Source organism: Coprococcus sp. TM115-187 (assembly GCF_027679115.1).
Taxonomy (GTDB): domain Bacteria; phylum Bacillota; class Clostridia; order Lachnospirales; family Lachnospiraceae; genus Allocoprococcus; species Allocoprococcus comes.
This window is the reverse complement of sequence record NZ_JAQEKS010000004.1, coordinates 53,478-72,071: the sequence shown is the minus strand read 5'-3', so window position 1 is coordinate 72,071 and position 18,594 is coordinate 53,478. Positions and strand designations below refer to the sequence as shown.

Below are 18,594 nucleotides of genomic sequence, written 5' to 3'. Positions count from 1 at the left end.
TACCTATAGAAAAAGAGAGTTTCCAGAATCTGTTGTTTTGGGAAACTCTCTTTTTTGCTCTTTAATTCCAGTTTTCTTCCTCTAAAAATCCTTCACCATCTTCGCAATCTCTTCTTCCCCCAACACCTCACACTTCTTATCCCGGATTGCATATACCCGTGTACAGATATTCAGCACAGTCGGCCGGTGAGTAGTCACGATACAGGTTCTCGGATAGGTATCTGCCATGATATTCTTTAACACACGCCGCTCGGTTGCCACATCAAGTGCGGAAGTCGCCTCATCCAGAAGCAGGATCGGAGACTTTCGAAGAAGTGCCCTCGCAATAGAAAGCCGCTGTGCCTGTCCTTCCGAAAAGCCACCGCCACGTTCCTTTACCACACTGTCGATTCCATCCGGAAGCTTTTCTACAAACTCCCATGCTTCCGCAAGCTTCAGTGCTTCGATCACTTCTGCATCTGTCGCATCAGGCTTTACATTGCGCAGGTTTTCCGCGATCGTACCTGAGAACATCGTATTTCCCTGCGGTACATAAGAAAATAGTTTTCTGGTTGACGGAGACATTGCAAGCTTTTTGCTTCTGTCTTCTCCGGCGCACACCCATGCATCCCCACCCTGTGGTTTTAAAAGGGACAAGATCAGCCGTAGCATCGTTGTCTTTCCCTCTCCGGATGGACCGACAAGTGCCACGATCTCATGTGGATACGCCTCTACCGTTGCATGCGAAAATACTTCCGTTCCTGTATTATACCGATAGCTCAGTTCCTGCATATCCAGTCCGATTCCTCCGGCACGGTATGCATTTTCAAATGCCCGGACTTCGCTGTCCCGGCTGTAATCCTCCTGCGGCATTTCCACGATATCCATCAGACGCCCTGCCGAAATTGTCAGGGAAATTGCCGACGGAATCAGACCAGTCAGCGAATTTACAGAACTGGTAAGATTCCCTGAAAGGGACAGGAACATGGTCATCGTACCATAACTGATCACACCACTCCAGACACGATAAATTCCCCATCCATAACAGCTGTAAGACACAACAAATCCGATCAGCGACATCAGAACCGAAGTCAGCATTGACATTTTCTGAAATTCCAGACGCATCCCGATATACTCCTTCTGCAGATTTTTCAGCCGGTCAATATAAAAAGAAATCAGGTCAAATGCCTTAATCGTCTGGATATTAGAAAAGGTCTCCTGATTGAATCCGTAAAGCTTTGCATTCATCGCCGCACTGCGCTCATTATTATTACGCATTCTCCGAAGCAGCGGTCTTGAAAGCAATGCACTGAACGGAATTCCGATCAAAGCAAAGACTGCAAAACTTGGGTCATAATAAACCACAATCGCCAGTGAACTGAAAAAACGTACCGTGTAGATGATCAAATTCGGAATCCAGTTCAAAATCCCACTTGAGATATTGGATGCATCCGAGCTCCACCTTGTCACCAGATCACCGGTGTGATACGCCGTCAGTGACTCCCAGTCTGTCACCATCATTTTTGCAAAAATATCATTCTTGATCTCCGCATCCACTTTCAGATTGATAAAGGTCGACGCATAACCAGATGCCTGCGAAACCAGAATATTTGCAATGGAAAACCCGATCATCGCAGCAAATGTACTGAGAAGCTTTCCAGTCTGATGCCCGGTAATAATATCAACCAGGTCTTTTGAGATCAGGCTTGAGATCAGCGAAACGCCCGTTCCTGCAAGGCCAAGTGCTGTGTACACAATCATCGCCTTCCAATAGCGGCGTGCATACTGAGAAATCCATTTTGTCTGCATCCACATTTTCTGGAATGTCCCTGCCTTCAGATGCTTCCAGAACAGCTGTATCTTTTTTTTCATTTATCCTTCTGCCTCCATCTGGTCTATCTGTGCCTTGATCGTTTCTACCGCTGACGGATTTTTCGTACATTTCAGATAATATACCGGACTGTTTTCTACGATCTGCCCTGCAAAATCAAGATTTTTTTCCATCTGTTCTTCTGTCCAGGCCGGTGAGATCATGCGCTGCATCACACGGACGATTTTTTCTGCTTCCCCTAGCCTTTCCAGATGATCATAATCATCCCTTCCAAGCAGGACGATTCCGCCAAGCTCCTGTGTACTTGTTGTGAAAATCCCGGAAGTTCCGCACCATGGCATTCCATAGACCTTCAGCTTCCCATTTTCTATTCCAACCAGATTCAGATCTCCGTTCAGATAAGGCGTATGAACCCGTTCATGCCAAAGTTCCGTGTGTGTAGATTTTCCCATACCGGAATGCCCCGAAAAAAGCCATGCCTTGTTCTGGTATAAAATAGAGGCCGAATGGATTGCATAAAATCCCTTTTTCTGCGCCAGATACAGATAAAACAGCCGGATCGCGTGGAAAAGATTGTCCTTTTCTTCTTCATTTTGCGGCATCAGTGCGTGGATCCGTACATAACTTCCATCCTTCGTCATATAGCCTTCCAGTACATTTTTCATTTGATGAAAAAGCACCAGATATCCTTCATCACACTCACAGATACTCATTTCTTTATTGCGGATCAGTACGTTTCCATTTGGCTTATTTGCCGGAACCAAGACTTTCACCTCAATGATCTGATCTGCTTCTTCCTCTTCACAGAAAAAAGAGGCAAACTGTTTTGGAAATATGTCTGCCGGTCCGCATAGTTTTATACAGATTCCGCCAATCTTCATACAATGATAAAATGGTTCTTTTCCTTCTTTTAGTTCTTCCTTTAAAATTCCCATTCCCAGAAGCTGACTGACAAATTCCTCTACATCTTTGCCAAGTTCTTCCCTGTCCGAAACAGGGATTTCATAATAAGCAGCCACCGCTTCGATGATTTCCTCCAATGTTTTCTCTTTATCCAGGAAATTCCAGATTACCTCTCCTGTCTCATTGAAAATGAGTCCTCTTTTCTGATCTGCAATGTTCTGTCCATACGGGAGCAGATACGCAGTGCCCTTTATTTTTTTTAATACATAACCATTCTGACGTTTTATCATAACTACTCCTTTTATCCACAACCCGTTCTCTTTCTTCCCAGACTTTCATTGTACCACGAATCGCCTCAATTTTGGATAAACCTGAACCCTTATCTGGTTTTTCTGGATTCCAGATGTTATACTGGTCTACAGAACGATCAGAAAGGACAGAAACACTCTATGAATCATACAGCAGATACCAGTCAATACAAATACGATATCGAACAGCTTCTTGCCACCGGACATCCAATCCGTATCAAACCACAGGGGTACAGTATGTATCCTCTTTTTATTCCGGGGCGTGATGAAGCGGTCATTGAACCTGTCACCCCGGACAAACTACACCGGAATGATGTGGCACTCTACCGCCGTGACCGGGGAATCCTTGTCCTTCACCGGATCTGCCGTATAACAAAAGAAGGCTTTTATCTGGTCGGTGACAATCAATCAGAAATTGAGGGACCCCTTCGCCCGGATCAGTTCCGCGGCAGGCTTACCGAAGTTATCCGGAACGGGCGACAGTTTTCTGTCCAGAATCCACTGTACCGCTTCCTGACTTCCATCTGGCTTTTTCTCTGCCCGGTCCGTCCGTTTTTTCACAGATTCTGTGCTCTGCTGCGCAGATTGCACACTTAGCTGCCGTCTATTCTCTCATTCCGGTATCCGACAGTCTCTCATCGATCCGGCAGTCGACCAGAAGCATGATTCCGACTGCAAGCGGCAGATACAGATGCAGATGCATGGCTGTCGCAAATCCTCTTATCATCATATTCCACAATTTTGCCTTTGGTCTTTCCAGACCTTTCCCATATGCAAATATCCGAAAACTTCTTCTGGCAAGAGGATCTTCTCCATACATTTTCAATATTTTCCAGACTGCCTTTAAAGATCTTCCTTGCCGGATGTACTCCATTTTTGCATCAAAAAATGCGGCAAAGAAAATTGTATATCGCACCAGATCTTCATATTCCGTTCTCCGCTGCTTTTCCAGAAAAGCTTCCAGATCATGCGCAATCTGCGGCCAGCATTTCCTGAAATCCTCCCGGTAGCGATAAGAAACCGATGCTTCATTTTTACGGTAAATATAGCCCGTTTCTCTGACAAATGCATAGACCGGCTCTCTCACATAGCACTGCATACTGAACATCTTATCTTCTGCATATACATAGTCCCGGAACCGGAGTTCGTGCTGTTCCAGAAATTCTCTGCGATATAATTTTCCCCAGACATAGGAAAGCATTCCGGCTGAAAAGAATCCCTGAAACCGGAATTCTGCACTTCCAGGCTTCCATTCCTGTAAGATCCTGCAGTCCATCGCCGGAAGAATCTTTCCACCCCATAGCCTTGCATAATTACAGACTACGATATCCGCATCTTCCTTGTCCATCGCACAGACAAGCCTTTCTATCGTCTTCGGATCTGCAAGATAATCATCCGAATCCAGAAACATCAGTCTCGTTCCTCTGGCTTCCTGCATCCCACAGTTCCGGGCAGCTGCAATTCCTCTGACTGATTCGCAGATTGTCCGAATCCGTGGATCTCTCTTTTCATATACAAGACACAGTTCAAGGCTCTGGTCTGCCGAACCATTTTCCACAAGGATCAGTTCCCAGTCTGTGTATGTCTGTTTCCGGACACTTTCCACCGCCTCTTCAAGATATTTTTCTGCATTATGCACCGGCACGATCACCGAAACTAATTTCTCTTTTCTGTCAACCATAGCTTTCCGACAATCCTTTTCATCAATTCCACTACCTTCTGCCACTCTTCGGTTCTTCTGTATACCAGCCACAAAAGCAGGTCCGGTACCACCACACAGATTCCCAGACGCACAAGAAAACTCTTCAATGGCCCATCTAAAAACATCTGACAACACCAATCGGTAACAAACCATACCCCTGCCATCACCAGCAGATTCCTCGCATAACGCAGATAAAACCGGGCAGGCGCCTTTTCAAACCGGTACCTGAACAGAATATATGGCTCTACCCAGACCGAAGTCATTACTGTACTGCAAAAGGTTCCTGCAAACACTCCAAAAACTCCGCATTTCAAGACTAACAGGATGGAAATTCCCAGATTCAGCAGTGCTTCTGCAACCGCCTTATACCTGTCATACCAGAATGCACCCATCGATTCCTTGAAGATGATCACTGCTTTTCTCGTTCCGTTAATGAAAAAATTCACACACAGGATCCATACAATTTCTCTCGTAAATAAATATTTCTTCCCAAATGCCAGTTCCACAAACGGATTCAAAAGTTCAAACAGACAGATTGCAGCAAGTCCGTACACCCACTGTCCAATAAAAAAGAGCAGTTCAAATATCTTCTGCACTTTCTCCTTTGACTCCATCGCACCCAGATTCCCGACACTCGCCGCAACGCCCTGAAATACCTGATCCAGCACCTGTCTTACCGAGCCGATGATCAGAAAATAGTTCGAATAAATTCCTGCACTGACGACTCCGACAAAGCTGGAAATCAGAAGATTGTCTGTATTATTTACCACCACACCCCCAAGCTTATGCATCATCATCGCTCTGACATTTTTTCCGATCTGGTCTTTCTCATACGCCGAAAGCTGTCCGGCACACGGTTCCTTCAGATACGGGAAAAGTGCATCTGCCTTATGTGACATGCAAACATTACCCGCAAAGGTACACAAAATAGAAACTATTAAAAACAGAATGAAATTCCCGGTCAGCAAAAGTACAAGAATCTGGCAGACATCCTGAAGCACCAAAAAACCATTATGGTAAAGCACCGTCAGATAATTCATCTGATGTGCCGCCACCAGTGCTTTTTTATAGATCAACAGATAAGAGATCACCGAATTGAAAAGGTATAAGAGATAGATCAGAAGCAGATGATCCACATCCGGTCTGTCTTTCATAAGAATATCCAGAAACGGAAGCAGAAGCAGTCCTGCGGCAAGTACAAACACGGCTGTCATACGGTAACAACTGCGGAACATCCGCATCAGAATCTGCTGCTTTTTCACGTCCTTTCTGGCGATCGGTTCATACAGGGCAAAAGTGATCGCAGTCCCAACACCAAGTTCTGACAGGGATAAAATGTTCAGAATATCTGTAAAAAGTCCGTTGATTCCCACATAGCCCTCACTAAGGGTTCTGGTAAAGACAACTCTTGTAAAGAATCCCATCAGAATTGCGACAATCTGCGCCACAAATGCAACACTCGTATTCATAACGGAATATTCTGTTCTTGTTTTTTCCTTCACCCTTCTACTGTCCTTTCATTCTGTTACGATTTCCACGTTATCATAGCATTTCTCCTTCTAAAATGCTATGATAAATTTATCTTTTTCACAGGAGTGATATTGTTCTATGCGAATAAAACATAAATTTATAAAAGCCGGCGTTCCCATAATCCTGGTTCTCGTGATTTGCACAGGTCTGTCTGCCGCACATTTAAAAAAAGTGTCTGTGTACACACCCTCACCTCTATTAGAGACCACCACCATTCTCTCCAATCCTTATATGGGCTGGTACTCTCTGATCGGTTATACGCTTTCTGATTCAGACCCCCTTTCTGTCCCCACATCCTATCTGGGAACAGATTCTCCAACCGAGCTTGTCCTGTTGGAGATCAATCTCGGCAATTATGCGGACTGTGACATCTCCGAAGACGGTCTTTCCCGGCTGGATCAGCTGTTTTCCAGCTGGTCAGATACTCAAAAACAGTTGATCCTCCGCTTTGTCTACGACTGGGATGGCAACAATCTCCAGACAGAGCCTGCCCTGCGCAGCCAGATTGAGCGACATATGGAGCAGCTTGCCCCGGTTATCAACCGGTATGCCAACTCCATTTACCTACTCCAGGGAATTTTTGTCGGCAACTGGGGTGAGATGAACCACTCAGATTATCTCTCCGGTAATGACCTGACCGCCCTGACTGAAAAGCTTGCCTCTCTTACGGATCCATCCATCTTTTTGTCAGTCCGTACCCCGGCGCAGCTTCGCACAATTTTAAAAACCGCTTCTCCTCTTCCTGAATCAGATGCCTACAGCGGATCTCTCGCTTCACGCCTTGGGCTTTACAATGACGGAATGCTTGGCTCTCCGACCGACACCGGTACCTATGGGGATTCTGCATCAGATACCTCAGATTATTCCAAAGCCTGGCCGCGCGCGGATGAGCTGACCTTCCAGGACAAGCTGTGCCAGTATGTCCCAAATGGCGGGGAAGTAATCACGCCAAACAGCTGTAATGATCTGGATGCGGCAATCCAGACACTTCAGACCATGCATGTATCTTATCTCAACAAGGATTATGATCCGGACGTAATCAATAAAAAATGGAAAACATCCCTGTACTCCGGTTCCGATTTGCTCTATCATGGTATGATCGGCTACGACTATATCAGCTGCCATCTGGGTTATCGTTATGTCCTTACGGCGTCCGCTTTTTCACCTGGACAAGTATCTATAACCGTTGAAAATAAGGGCTTTTCCAGCTGCTACCGACCGCTTTTGGTCTCACTTACCGTAACCTCTGCAGATGGGACCTGGCAATACACGATTCCAATCGATACCGATACCCGTACCTGGATTTCCGGCAAAAGCGTTACCCTGAAAGCCTCACTTGCAGACCTGCATCTTGAGCCTTCCAGTTATACTCTTACACTGAAGCTGACTGATCCATCCACGAACCGGGAGATCCTGCTTGCATCCGATCTTCCACATAATACCACCGGCTATCAGATCGGAACTTTGACCATAGACACACTCTTATCAAAAATTACCAAGTAAAACCCCGTCTTCTGCACCTTGATTGGCAAACCGGATGCTTCTTCCATCCTTTTTGCGGAAAAGCTGCAGAAGATAACGGGTTCCTTTTCTCTGCTCCTCTTTTGCGAGCCGGATCTCCAGAGTGTTTTCCTTACGGCATTCCCATTTTTTCGGGTCTGTCTCGATCATTCGTTCAGTCTTTCCATGCTCTGCATAGATCTGCAGTCTGCATATTGCATCCTCACACAAATTGGCAAAACCTGTATTTTCAATCCGGATCTTCAGGACACCTCTGCAAAAACGCACATCGCGGACCACAAACCGGTATCCCAGATGTGCCCCCAGATATTCATACGCAGAAACCTGTTTTTCCTGCCACATCATCGTTTCTTTTTTCCAACCGTCCAGAATCTTTTTTTGATGGACACTGTTCAGATAACTGATATGCATTTTCCGAAAATCTGCCTCCGCCCTTTTTCCATCTATCCATACTGGTTCGTCCATCCCCTGCACAGCCAGAACTTCTCCGCCAATATAACCATTCCACAGATTTTCTTCCATCCAGGAAAGTTCCCGCATCCGGGCTTCCGGACTGCTCTCATAAGTTCCCAGATCAGTCTCAGAGCCAAAGATTCCATCATCAAAAAGCGTCAAATTCCTCTTTGCTTTTTCTCCCAACGCTTCTTCTATGCACCGCAGCTGCGCAGGTTTTCGGACCGCCAGATGGCACTGGCTATCCGTTGCTTTCAGCATCTCTTCTGCAAGCCTTATCAGCCACTTCTTTGTCAAATACTTCGAATCATGCATTTCTCCCCAACTGCCGACCAGGAGTCCCTGCACGACCAGAATCCAGCTCTGATACTCCCTGATGACTGTGCCAAGCTGCCGGATATGCTCCAGTACGATTCTGCCGCTTTCCGGTTCCTTTTCCATCCCTTTTCCTTCGGTATCATAGGCAAACCGGACGATCATATCCTTTTTCTTTTCTTTAAAAAAATAAAAAATCTGCCTGATGGACAATAGGGCTTCTGTGGAAAGTTCTTTTCCGCGGAAACCACCGATATCAATCAGCAGAAGAACTATTTCCTCTTCCTCGCAGGCAACATAAAGCACCGGATCTGCGCATGTGGCATCAAACGTGTACAGATGATACCATCCGGTTCCCGGATTTTCCACCTTTTTGAGTGCCTCCACAAGAGGTGCTTTATGAAATTTTTTTACGATATTCAGATTTGTTATCACCTTTTTGTCCAGCTCCTTCATCGATTTTCAATATTTTGCAACGGAACACCACAGCAAGTACACTGAAAAACATACGGAACATATACCAGACTGGCTTCAATCCTGAATGCATACTTTCTCCGGATTCCCGTGCATGCATCACTGCCGGTATTTCCACCACATTAAATTTTAAAAGGATCATCTGCATGATCATGTTCGTGTCCGGATATTTATCATCAAAATGATTGTATTTTGAATAATACAGCACGGCTTTCCAGCTCAGCCCCTGCAGTCCTGTTGTCGGATCTGCGATCTTCCTTCCTGTCACAAGCCGGATCATAACACGGAACAGCTTAAATGCAAGCTTCTTCGCCGATGATACCGGAAATTCAGCACTTCCCTCCATGAATCTCGAACCGAGAACGATATCCGGATAGTTCCCGTCTGCATCCTTTTCCCGCAGTCTCTTATAGATAACCGGGATATTGCACGCATCATGTTGACCGTCTGCATCCATCTGGATCGCATATCGATATCCTCTCCTGATCGCATATTTATATCCGAGCTGCAGAGCACTTCCGTAGCCCAGTTTAAATACATGCGTGACCAGTGCGTGTCCTCTTGCCTTGACGATCCAGTTCGTCGCATCGGAAGATGCGTCATTCATCACAAGCACATCTGCAATCTCTGCGATCTCCGGTTGCTCCAGATCATCCAGTACTCTGACAATATTTGTTTCTTCATTGTATGCCGGAATAATTACCAACAATTCTTTTTTCTTCATCTCTTGTTATCCTGCCTCTGATCCATTCACCATTTTCAGTAATTTCTGAATATCTTCCCTGTACTCTGTTTTTTTCTCTTTCGACCGGCTTCCAAGCCTGTGTCTTAACTCCTTATCTCCGATCAGCCGGATGATCGCCTCTGCAACTTTCTCAGGCGTCAGCTCACAGAGCAATCCGTCTTCGCCATCTATGATCTGTTCCCTGTTCCCATTGCAATCAGATGCAATAATCGCACATCCAAGAGTCTGCGCTTCCTGGATTGCAATACTTTTTCCTTCAAACCGGCTCGCATGGACATAGATGTCTGACTGCTCAAAATACGGAAACGGATTGGCGACTGCTCCAGGCATCAAAAAATCCCCGGTAAGGCCAAGCTCCTCTCTCTGCTTCTCCAGCATCTCTCTGTCGTTTCCTTCTCCAAGCACATACCATCTGGCCCGGTATCCGGCATCCTTCACCAGCTTCATTGCCTCGATCGCAATATCAAACGCTTTCTGATAAGTTAGCCTCCCCACCGTCAGGATCCTGATTCCGTCATAATGATCCCGAAACCCTTCTCCCTTTCCGGCAAATCTCCGTATCCTTTCCTGATTAATGATATTGTGAAATACCTCCGTCTTTTTCGCATACTGCGGATAAATCTTCAGGAAATGTTCCCTCACCTCATCCGACACCGTGAAGATCCGATCCATCTTCTGATAGCATTCCCTGTCCATCTGCCTTGTATATCCACTGCTTTCATAATCAATATGCACAAATGCCGCCTTTTTCTTTGCCTTTACATGATCTGCCACATAATAGGTCGATCCACCTTCCAGATAGGCAACCGCCAGATCATAGGTCTCATCAAAGCGTTCACTTCCATCAGAAAGAACCCTCCACAGGATCTTGTCCGGCTGGATTTGTTTTATCTTTCGCATATCCCGGAGGATTCTTTCGGCATATCTGATCTTGCCTGCCAGATGTCCGTTTCTTATAAACGCCCTGCAGACAGCCCACACCATTTTATGTTTCCCCTTTTTGGACAACACTGAGTCCTCACTAAAAGACGAATTCAGAAGTCTCACCCGATCCGGAAGCCTCTTTCTCAGCTCCCCCTGCCCCATCAGGACATAAAGGGAAATCTCATATTCCCCTTGTCCTTCCAGTGTATACAGGAGCTCGAGCAGCGCTGTTTCTGCGCCTCCACGCCCCAGTGTATTGATCACAAATAGTATCTTCTTCATCTTTTTTACTTCTCTTCTGTTATTTTTTCCAGTTCTTTTAGTATTTTTTCATTTTCCTGATTGAGCAATGACACCTGCATCGCAAGCTCCTGATTCTTCATAGATAATGCGGAGATCAGAATACAAAGCTGATATCCTCCCCACACGACCAGAATTCCGATTACAAACATCGCAATGGCCGTTCCTCGCGCCAGCAAATGGCACCAGCCAGAAAATGCCGGAACCACACCGGTCAGAATTGCTGCCACCCCAAGGAATTCCCACACAACTGCCAGATTGACCGTCATCTTACGGATGGCATGCAGAAAAAATGTAAGTGCCATGATTACGATTCCGGTAATGACAAGCCCCGTTTTAATCATGATTGCTGTATTCATCTAGTCCTTCCTTTCCTGTTGTGCACACCAGCATCTTTTTTCTGTCAAATACTTTTCCGGATGGCATCCTTCCCTTACCTCTCGGGATCAGATCACCCTTGCAGAAAATATGCACATCCATGTTTTTTTCTACCCAGCGAAGTCTGGTATATGCACTGCACCAGCCTGCAAATGTACCTGCCAGCAGCCCTGTTCCATACCAGATTTCTGTCAGATGTGTGGAAAACATACTTCCCACAAATGTCACCCCGCAGAAAAGCACTGCCGTCCGGACAGCTCCTGCAAGGTCATTAAAATAATACAGAAAAATGATCGCCGCATACATCAGGAACAATACAAAATAACCGGCCGCAAGCAGAGGATAGATCTTCATCGTCATTCCTGAAATTCCCATTCCCGGAAGAAATATAATACACAGCAGATAGATCACAACCGATATGATAAACTGGATCCTGGCAAGATTCATCAGTTCACTTGCCAGCTGCCGGAACATACGGCGCTTTGTATTTTCGATATCTGCTCCCCGACCTCCGATCACAGCTTCTGAATAGCGTTTGTACTTTTCGTGAAAATGCATTTCTACCCTTGTAATAAAAATAACTGTTGCCGACAGATTCGTAAACATTGCAAGACAGCTCGCCATATCATAAGACTGATTACATACAAAACTTTTTGCAACCGTCATCCGAAGATCGGTTGTCCAGAACACAAAATTATGGATGTATAATCCCAGAATATACAGGGAATTTGTCACCACCAGCTGCCAGTACCTCCGAAAATACTGAAGTACCGGTCTGTAACGGTTACTGTTTTTTACGAAATACCGCTTCACAAGTGCATGTTCAAGAATCGCTGTAAAAAAGAATCCTGTCACCATTCCGGTAAGCATGCTCTGTGTCACGCCCCACTTAAGCAAATACCGCAGGATCACGGCACATACAAAGGCTTCTGCCATCCCTAGAAAATAAAACCAGGAAATCTTCTGATAATCCTTGCAGATGGACAGATAGAGCATGGAGTAAAACACCAGGACCAGACTGACATATCCGCAAAATCCTGCAAAGGTATAGGCTACAGAAACTTTTCCAATAAGATGTTCTCTGATACAAAACGGGATTCCCAGAAGACAGCTGAAAATAAGATTGATCATCATTCCCAGATAATAGCAGGGACGGATGTCTTCATACCGCTCTTCGTAGATCACATCGGACATATACCGGGAAAGTACTGCATTGAACGGAGCTGCCGTCAAAAGCGCAAAAATGAAGATGTACAGCATCGTACAGGAAAAAAGTTCTCGCTGCGCGTAGCCGATCTTATCAAACCCCAGCACGGCTCCCATGCAGGTCAGGTTGATGATGATGACCAGCATCGGTGCTACCGTCGCTACCGTACTGTATGCAAACCCTAAAAAGTCTGTAGTCAGTGTATTCTTTTCAAATATCCGGTTCAGCCGTATGCCAATTCCAGCCATCTTATCTTCCCCTTTCTGCCGGTTCCTGCTCTATATCCGGAACAGTTACCGCCTCTTCGTTCCATTCCAGGTTCATACTTTTTGCAAAATCCCGGTAAATTTTCCAATAAGTTTCCTGCATATATTCAATCCGGTATTTCGCCATCACTCTCCGGTATCCGTTCTCGCCCATCTGAAGGCGCATCTCTTTTTTCTGCGCCAGATCGACCATTGCCTGGGCGATTTCCTCCACGTTCATGATATGAGTGACAATTCCGGCTGCTCCATAGTCATCACTTTCACCATAAAGCAGTCCACGGCAGTTTCCAACATCTGTTGCGATTGCCGGCTTATGCGCCGCAAATCCCTCCAGGATTGTCAGCGGCTGTCCCTCACTGATACTCGTAAGGATCGTCATATCCATTCTGCCCAAGTAATCCCGGACATTGATCCTGCCGGTAAACACGATATCCTTGAGCTGCATGGACTCTGCCAGTTCAAAGCACTCTTCGGCATACTGCTCGTCCTCATCACAAGGTCCCATGATCCAGAGTTTCAAATGTGGCTCTCGCTTCTTTGCAAATCCAAACGCCTGTATCATCGTCTTCACATCCTTGATCGGCGTCACACGAAGAACGGCTCCGATATTGATAAAACCTTCATCTTCCTTCGTTTTTTCGGAAAGATTCTGCAGATTCTGTACCCGGATCCCATTTGGTGTGACCATCGTCTTTTCTTCCGGGCAGTTCAGTTCGATCTGCAGCTTTCTTGCATGCTCGAAAAGACTTGTGACCAGACTGCCCTCCGTGTATGCCAGCTTTGACATCTTCCGGAACTGCTCGATCCAGATATTCTTATAGATTCCCTGCACCCACTTCGCCTTGATCAGCTCCTCTTCTCTCTCGCGGGTATAGATCCCATGCTCGGAAATGAGGATCCGGCTGCCATAACGATGCTTCGCCATGCTGCCAAGTACCCCTGCATAACCGGTCGCCACACAGTGATACAGATCCGCTTTCGGAATATCTGCCTTCATGATAATAAAAAGTGGCAGATAGATCGACCGCATGGTCCACAGAAAATCTGAGAATACGACCTGACTGTATTTCAACCGGTAGCACTCCATAACTGCCCTTAAGAAATCCTCCCCCATCAAAAGATCATTCAGCGAAATATCTTCCTCCTGAAATATATCAAATAAAAGATTCCACTCGATCTTCTGATTCAGGATCAGTCCGCGAAGTGCCTGGTACTGTTCCTTTTTCATTCTCTTTCTGCGCTTTTTCGATGCACTCCAGTCCACATCATCCAGATAGACCTCATGAACCTCCGTCACATTTTTTGGCAGCTCATATACATATTTGCCACGCAGAGAGCGATTTGCCACGATTGCAAGGACCACAAACTCCGTATTTGGAAATAAATTGATCAAACTGTGTACCCAGCTGGATACACCTCCGACAACAAAAGGATAACATCCTTCTGCAACAATACATACTCTCACAGTCTCTCCTCTTCTTAGTAGTACTTCTGTGTCTCTGAGCTCTTTAGATTCAGGATCACGTTGTTGCTGTCTGCCTGAATCAGCCAGACACCCTCTTCCAGCTTTTTGTAACTTCCGCCACCCATTTTTTCAATCTCTTCATTATGGATCCGCAAAATGAACCAGGCCGGCTCATCCGTCCCTTCTTTTTCCAGCATAATGATATTATTCTTCCGCTCTTCCCTGTAGGAAAGAGAAAGGAAATTCCGGATCCGCTTATCACACTCTGAAACGGTTGTTCCATCAAATCCCTGAAAATCCTTCCAGTAGGTGCTGATGTTCGCCGACAGTTTCTCGGAAAACTTCTCCCATCCATCTTTCTCACTTTCGGGATAGACAATCTGGCTCATATCTGCCAGAACGCTGCTGTACCCAAGCGCTGTCTCGATACTTTTTATCCGGAAATCTTCACTGTAGGTATGCGAAAAACCATCCGACACCACTCTCTGACCTGTTACATTTTCATTTTCATAATCCAAAAGATTGCTTTGATCATCCTGGGCTTTGATCACTGTACAGACATTTTGCAGCACCGGCTGCTCCAATGCCTTTGCAAGCTCCTTCTCACTTAACTTTCCCTGATAGAAGGATGCAAACTGAAACTCTGGCATCTCACTGCGGACAAACTTCTCGTCCTCTGCCAGCTTTTTCCGGATATCTATATCCGATACCATATCTGCTGAAAGTCCTGCCTCTGCTCTTGCTTCATTGATCTCCTTCAGATAATAGCGCAGGTCCTTTCCGACTGGCTCCTTTTTATCCGAATAATCCAACTGCGGAGACAGCATAAATGAAAGTCCCATATTATTTTTTTCATGGATTGCATTCACCGACGGCCAGATGATATCACGAAACACTCCTCTTACCGACTGACTGTACATTTTCTCCATAATCGCATCATTTTCCTCTGCAAATCCCGGATAATTGGCAATCACTAAATTCTGGGCATTGACAACCGGATAAATGGCATAGTCACTCATCTCACACAACATTCCCGTGAGAAGTCCAAGCCCGGTCGCATCCTCCATGTAATTTCCATTGACTGCAAATACAGATGCTTTTTCAAAACTGTTTCTCCAGATCACCACCGGATATGCTTCCTCTTTCAAAGTCTTATCTTTCGGGATCCCTTTCATGTATACCTTCGTTCCACTTTCAAGCTGGAACCACGGAAACGTCAGCTCCATATCCTGGTTCTTCTTCTCCTGCTTTGTTTCAGCCTGGTAGATCCTTTCTCCGCCGAGCAGAAATCCTTCATATAAGTGAAGTCCTTTCACCGTTGTGCGTTCTTTTTTGATTTTCCGGATACCAAGCAGATCACACAATTCCTTATTCTCCTTCAGGATCTTTACATCCGGAAGTTTCCCAAAGACCAGATTGATTCCTTCTTCTGCCAGATCCTGCAGCCGCCTGATCTCCTGGGTGTCTTTCCAGTTCACCGCATCCGGATCAATCACGACTATCTGTGGTTTGCCTTCCCCGTCATCTGGCAAAACCGCTTCCAACTCCGCAAGTGACACATAATATGCAAATCCTTTTTTCATATAATGAGCCCAGTCCGCTGCAACATTCCCAATCCGATCCTGCTGCTCTTTCCCGATATAAACAACCGATGTTCCTTCCACCTCATAGGCAGAATCTTTATCTGCAAGTGTATTCCGGTCTTCCGCATAACTGTTGGTCTCATAATCATTCCATCTGTCTTTCGCAATATTCACAAACTGAAACAGGAAGAAAGTGATCGCCATAATGATCGTAATTGCGAAAAAATTTCTCTTTGATACCATGCTTACTTCGCCTCCTGTTTTTCTTTTGCTGCGTTCCGATCTGTTGTTACTTTCGGATTATTATATCCATAATCAATCGCAAAATTGTACAGGCTGTTTCCATTCTGTTTTAATCGGTAACAGACAAAATCGTCTGATTCGTAATAAACTTCCATTTCATTTGGGTACAGCTCCATAAATTTCTGTCCCCAATAATACATATGCGACATTGTAACCCAGCGTTCCCGCCCCTCATATGCTTTGATTCCATTTTCTGCCGGAAGTGGTTCCCGGGCATATTTCTCAGATATGCCTCCGAGTTCCATCCCGTCTGCGGTCCTTGCATAATTCACCGGAATCTTCTCTATGAAAAAATAGACCGCATTCGTTGAAATCGTAAATGTTTTCGCTTTTTCACCCTTTTTGATATTTTTCAGGAAATCAAGGATTTCGTAATGATATCCGTCTTCCTCCACCATTCTGAGTTCATCATTTGCAGATACGATCGTCCATGTAAAATCCTGTTCCTCATTCATGATATTGGTCAGACAGGTAATTGCGCTATTTGTCTCAAGTGCTTTGACATAGACCGGTTCTTTCACAAGTCCCTTTTCTGCGATCCCACATCCGGCTGCCACAAGGATCAGAAGGGAAGAAAGATTCATCATCCACGTTCTTCTAAACCAGCCAAACAGCAGATACACAGCTGCATCTGCCGCCAACGCCCAGATGACCACGATCGTATATGCAAAAAAGATACTGTTTCTGGAAGCATCCATAAGTTTTGGAAATCCCAGTGCTCCTGCAGACTGCATGATACACATAATAAATGTATATACTGCCATCGCCAGCAGCATCGCTCCATAATCCACCCTGCGAAGTAAAAATGCAAAAAATCCGAACACAAGAAGAACTGCTCCTCCACCGAGTACACACCACGCGAAAAATGGATTTTCATTCGTGACATACGTCTGGATCTCAGAAAAAATGATCCGGAATTTCCCCTTCACTTTCTCTTTGGTCGTCAGCTTCATTACTTCTGATGTCTTAGATTTTTGCTGTACTCCTGACGCTTTCCCGGAATCTGATGAATCCTGCCCAGATGTACTATCCTGACTCGCTGCATCAGCCTGCTTCTCCACCTGCTTTTTAATCTCCTCGATTGTTTCTTCGTCCACATCTCCGACAATCGTGATTTTTTTCCCACTCTCGGTCGTGACCACTTTCTTGTCCACCTCAGCATTTGCTGATGAATCCGACGTACTCTTTCCTTTAATGACATTCAGTCCCCAGCCAAGCGAACCCTGCAACGGATTTCCCATTGCAACACCGATCCCCATCGGGATCACTGCCAGAAGAATACTGACGAATCCTGCCAGAATCACCTGCCTCAGATAACGCCATCTGAAAATCCGGAAAAAATAACCCGCTGCAATTCCAAGGCAGAGATACCCTGCTATCATCGTATCGTAAAAGTGAGTGGTCAGGCTTAAAGAAAAGCTGATCGCCAGACCTGCCAGATACCATCTGGATCTTCTTTTTTTCTTCTGCTTTTTCTCTTCATCTGTTTCTTTCAGATGCGCTGCATATTCATCCAAAAAGCGGACAGCAAAACATACCACCGGAAGTATAAAGAGCATTCCGTACTCCTGTGGAAGCGCAGATGCATATCTGCTGTAAGTATTTTTGCCAAATATGTTTGCCATCAGGTAAAGTCCGGCGGCGATATATGGTGTAAATCTTGCCTTACAGATCATCCGCAGGCATCCTACGATCGCCAGATGGATAAATAGCACCTGTACAAGCGAAAACAGCCGCAGCAGAACATAAGTCTTGATTCCAAATACTACATGCAGATAATAGATCATACAATGGAATCCATGCGGATATACACCCATTTTAAAAATCTGATTTTTATCCATCAGATTGATCCAGTAATTATGCACCGGCATATCCGATTCCTTATACCCATACTCCGTAAAATTGTTTAGTCCATAGACATACAGAATCCCGGCAACTACCGCCAGCCAGAGGATCAGCTCCGGAATATGTTTCCATATCTTTTTTATTTTTACTTCTGGAATTTTATCAGATATCCAGGCTGTAATATCTGCAAGCAGCGTTTTTACACCATAGGTTCCGCTAAGAAGTGCTTTAAATCCCAGAAGGAATTTTTGAAATCTTTCTCTTCCAAATGACACTTCGCTACACTTTTTATACCCCCGGATAAGAAATGGAAGGGCTGTTCCGAAGATCAGCGTCACACGACAGGAAATATGAAGAAACTCCAATAAAAATACCAGATTAATACAATAGAAATTACCGGCAAGGAAATATCCGGTAAGCCTCTCAGCAAAGGAAAGCTCTTTCAGCTTTTCTTTCAGCAAAAGACCGGGAATAAGCAATGTCACCACACTGTATGCAAAGAATATTTCCACAAACTGAGCCATGGAAAGCACCCTCATCGACATCACTTATCACCTCCTGC

General features: G+C 45.3%; 14 protein-coding genes. 2 read left to right on the top strand and 12 right to left on the bottom strand.

Annotation, left to right across the window (positions count from 1 at the left end; genetic code table 11):
- Nucleotides 1–81: 81 nt before the first annotated feature.
- Together PGW42_RS04410 and PGW42_RS04405 are read right to left on the bottom strand one after the other, a co-directional pair.
- Nucleotides 82–1,851: a peptidase domain-containing ABC transporter gene (locus PGW42_RS04410; RefSeq protein ID WP_270202908.1), complete on the bottom strand. Its 1,770-nt coding sequence runs from the start codon at nucleotides 1,849–1,851 to the stop codon at nucleotides 82–84.
- Nucleotides 1,852–3,003, bottom strand: coding sequence for a PqqD family protein (locus PGW42_RS04405; protein ID WP_270202909.1), 1,152 nt, complete (start codon nucleotides 3,001–3,003; stop codon nucleotides 1,852–1,854).
- Between the two features lie 159 nt (nucleotides 3,004–3,162).
- Here PGW42_RS04405 and PGW42_RS04400 point away from each other — a divergent pair, with 159 nt between their 5' ends.
- The gene (locus PGW42_RS04400) at nucleotides 3,163–3,618 is read left to right on the top strand and encodes a hypothetical protein (protein WP_270202910.1); all 456 of its coding nucleotides are present in this window, start codon (nucleotides 3,163–3,165) and stop codon (nucleotides 3,616–3,618) included.
- A gap of 7 nt (nucleotides 3,619–3,625) precedes the next feature.
- Here PGW42_RS04400 and PGW42_RS04395 read toward each other — a convergent pair whose 3' ends face one another.
- A complete protein-coding gene (locus PGW42_RS04395) occupies nucleotides 3,626–4,747 on the bottom strand; it encodes a glycosyltransferase family 2 protein (RefSeq protein WP_270202911.1) in 1,122 nt (373 codons plus the stop codon).
- Nucleotides 4,678–6,225 (bottom strand): lipopolysaccharide biosynthesis protein, encoded by a 1,548-nt coding sequence (locus PGW42_RS04390; protein WP_182450907.1) that lies wholly within the window; start codon nucleotides 6,223–6,225, stop codon nucleotides 4,678–4,680. The genes PGW42_RS04395 and PGW42_RS04390 overlap by 70 nt, the downstream gene beginning before the upstream one ends.
- Before the next feature lie 106 nt (nucleotides 6,226–6,331).
- On the opposite strand from PGW42_RS04390, the gene PGW42_RS04385 reads away from it, so the two are divergent.
- Nucleotides 6,332–7,756, top strand: coding sequence for a DUF4832 domain-containing protein (locus tag PGW42_RS04385; RefSeq protein WP_270202912.1), 1,425 nt, complete (start codon nucleotides 6,332–6,334; stop codon nucleotides 7,754–7,756).
- Here the strand turns inward: PGW42_RS04385 and PGW42_RS04380 are convergent.
- Genes PGW42_RS04380 through PGW42_RS04345 form a run of 8 tightly spaced genes read right to left on the bottom strand, consistent with a single transcriptional unit; the run spans nucleotide 7,739 to nucleotide 18,577 of the window.
- Nucleotides 7,739–8,977: a DUF4874 domain-containing protein gene (locus tag PGW42_RS04380; protein WP_270202913.1), complete on the bottom strand. Its 1,239-nt coding sequence runs from the start codon at nucleotides 8,975–8,977 to the stop codon at nucleotides 7,739–7,741. The two genes, PGW42_RS04385 and PGW42_RS04380, sit on opposite strands and share 18 nt — an antisense overlap.
- A complete protein-coding gene (locus PGW42_RS04375) occupies nucleotides 8,940–9,740 on the bottom strand; it encodes a glycosyltransferase family 2 protein (RefSeq protein ID WP_173825354.1) in 801 nt (266 codons plus the stop codon). Before PGW42_RS04375 ends, PGW42_RS04380 begins: the two co-directional genes overlap by 38 nt.
- Nucleotides 9,741–9,746: 6 nt before the next feature.
- Nucleotides 9,747–10,967 (bottom strand): glycosyltransferase, encoded by a 1,221-nt coding sequence (locus PGW42_RS04370; protein ID WP_173825352.1) that lies wholly within the window; start codon nucleotides 10,965–10,967, stop codon nucleotides 9,747–9,749.
- A 5-nt stretch (nucleotides 10,968–10,972) separates the two neighbouring features.
- Entirely contained in the window at nucleotides 10,973–11,344 is a 372-nt protein-coding gene (locus PGW42_RS04365; RefSeq protein ID WP_227120151.1) for a MetS family NSS transporter small subunit, read from the bottom strand.
- Complete coding sequence (gene pelG / locus PGW42_RS04360; RefSeq protein WP_117823428.1) at nucleotides 11,322–12,818, bottom strand: exopolysaccharide Pel transporter PelG; 1,497 nt, start codon at nucleotides 12,816–12,818, stop codon at nucleotides 11,322–11,324. The genes PGW42_RS04365 and pelG overlap by 23 nt, the downstream gene beginning before the upstream one ends.
- A gap of 1 nt (nucleotide 12,819) precedes the next feature.
- Nucleotides 12,820–14,301, bottom strand: a complete 1,482-nt coding sequence (gene pelF / locus PGW42_RS04355; RefSeq protein ID WP_173825348.1) for a GT4 family glycosyltransferase PelF — start codon at nucleotides 14,299–14,301, stop codon at nucleotides 12,820–12,822.
- Nucleotides 14,302–14,315: 14 nt separating this feature from the next.
- Complete coding sequence (locus PGW42_RS04350; protein WP_270202914.1) at nucleotides 14,316–16,127, bottom strand: DUF2194 domain-containing protein; 1,812 nt, start codon at nucleotides 16,125–16,127, stop codon at nucleotides 14,316–14,318.
- 2 nt (nucleotides 16,128–16,129) lie between these two features.
- Nucleotides 16,130–18,577: an amino acid ABC transporter permease gene (locus PGW42_RS04345; protein WP_270202915.1), complete on the bottom strand. Its 2,448-nt coding sequence runs from the start codon at nucleotides 18,575–18,577 to the stop codon at nucleotides 16,130–16,132.
- Between the last annotated feature and the right edge of the window lie 17 nt (nucleotides 18,578–18,594).

What these genes read in the sequence shown, in the direction of transcription:
- pelG (WP_117823428.1), bottom strand. Translation starts at nt 12,818, where the DNA reads ATGGCTGGAATTGGCATACGGCTGAACCGGATATTTGAAAAGAATACA.
- PGW42_RS04405 (WP_270202909.1), bottom strand. Translation starts at nt 3,003, where the DNA reads ATGATAAAACGTCAGAATGGTTATGTATTAAAAAAAATAAAGGGCACT.
- PGW42_RS04350 (WP_270202914.1), bottom strand. Translation starts at nt 16,127, where the DNA reads ATGGTATCAAAGAGAAATTTTTTCGCAATTACGATCATTATGGCGATC.
- PGW42_RS04345 (WP_270202915.1), bottom strand. Translation starts at nt 18,577, where the DNA reads ATGTCGATGAGGGTGCTTTCCATGGCTCAGTTTGTGGAAATATTCTTT.
- PGW42_RS04385 (WP_270202912.1), top strand. Translation starts at nt 6,332, where the DNA reads ATGCGAATAAAACATAAATTTATAAAAGCCGGCGTTCCCATAATCCTG.
- PGW42_RS04375 (WP_173825354.1), bottom strand. Translation starts at nt 9,740, where the DNA reads ATGAAGAAAAAAGAATTGTTGGTAATTATTCCGGCATACAATGAAGAA.
- PGW42_RS04400 (WP_270202910.1), top strand. Translation starts at nt 3,163, where the DNA reads ATGAATCATACAGCAGATACCAGTCAATACAAATACGATATCGAACAG.
- PGW42_RS04365 (WP_227120151.1), bottom strand. Translation starts at nt 11,344, where the DNA reads ATGAATACAGCAATCATGATTAAAACGGGGCTTGTCATTACCGGAATC.
- PGW42_RS04370 (WP_173825352.1), bottom strand. Translation starts at nt 10,967, where the DNA reads ATGAAGAAGATACTATTTGTGATCAATACACTGGGGCGTGGAGGCGCA.
- PGW42_RS04410 (WP_270202908.1), bottom strand. Translation starts at nt 1,851, where the DNA reads ATGAAAAAAAAGATACAGCTGTTCTGGAAGCATCTGAAGGCAGGGACA.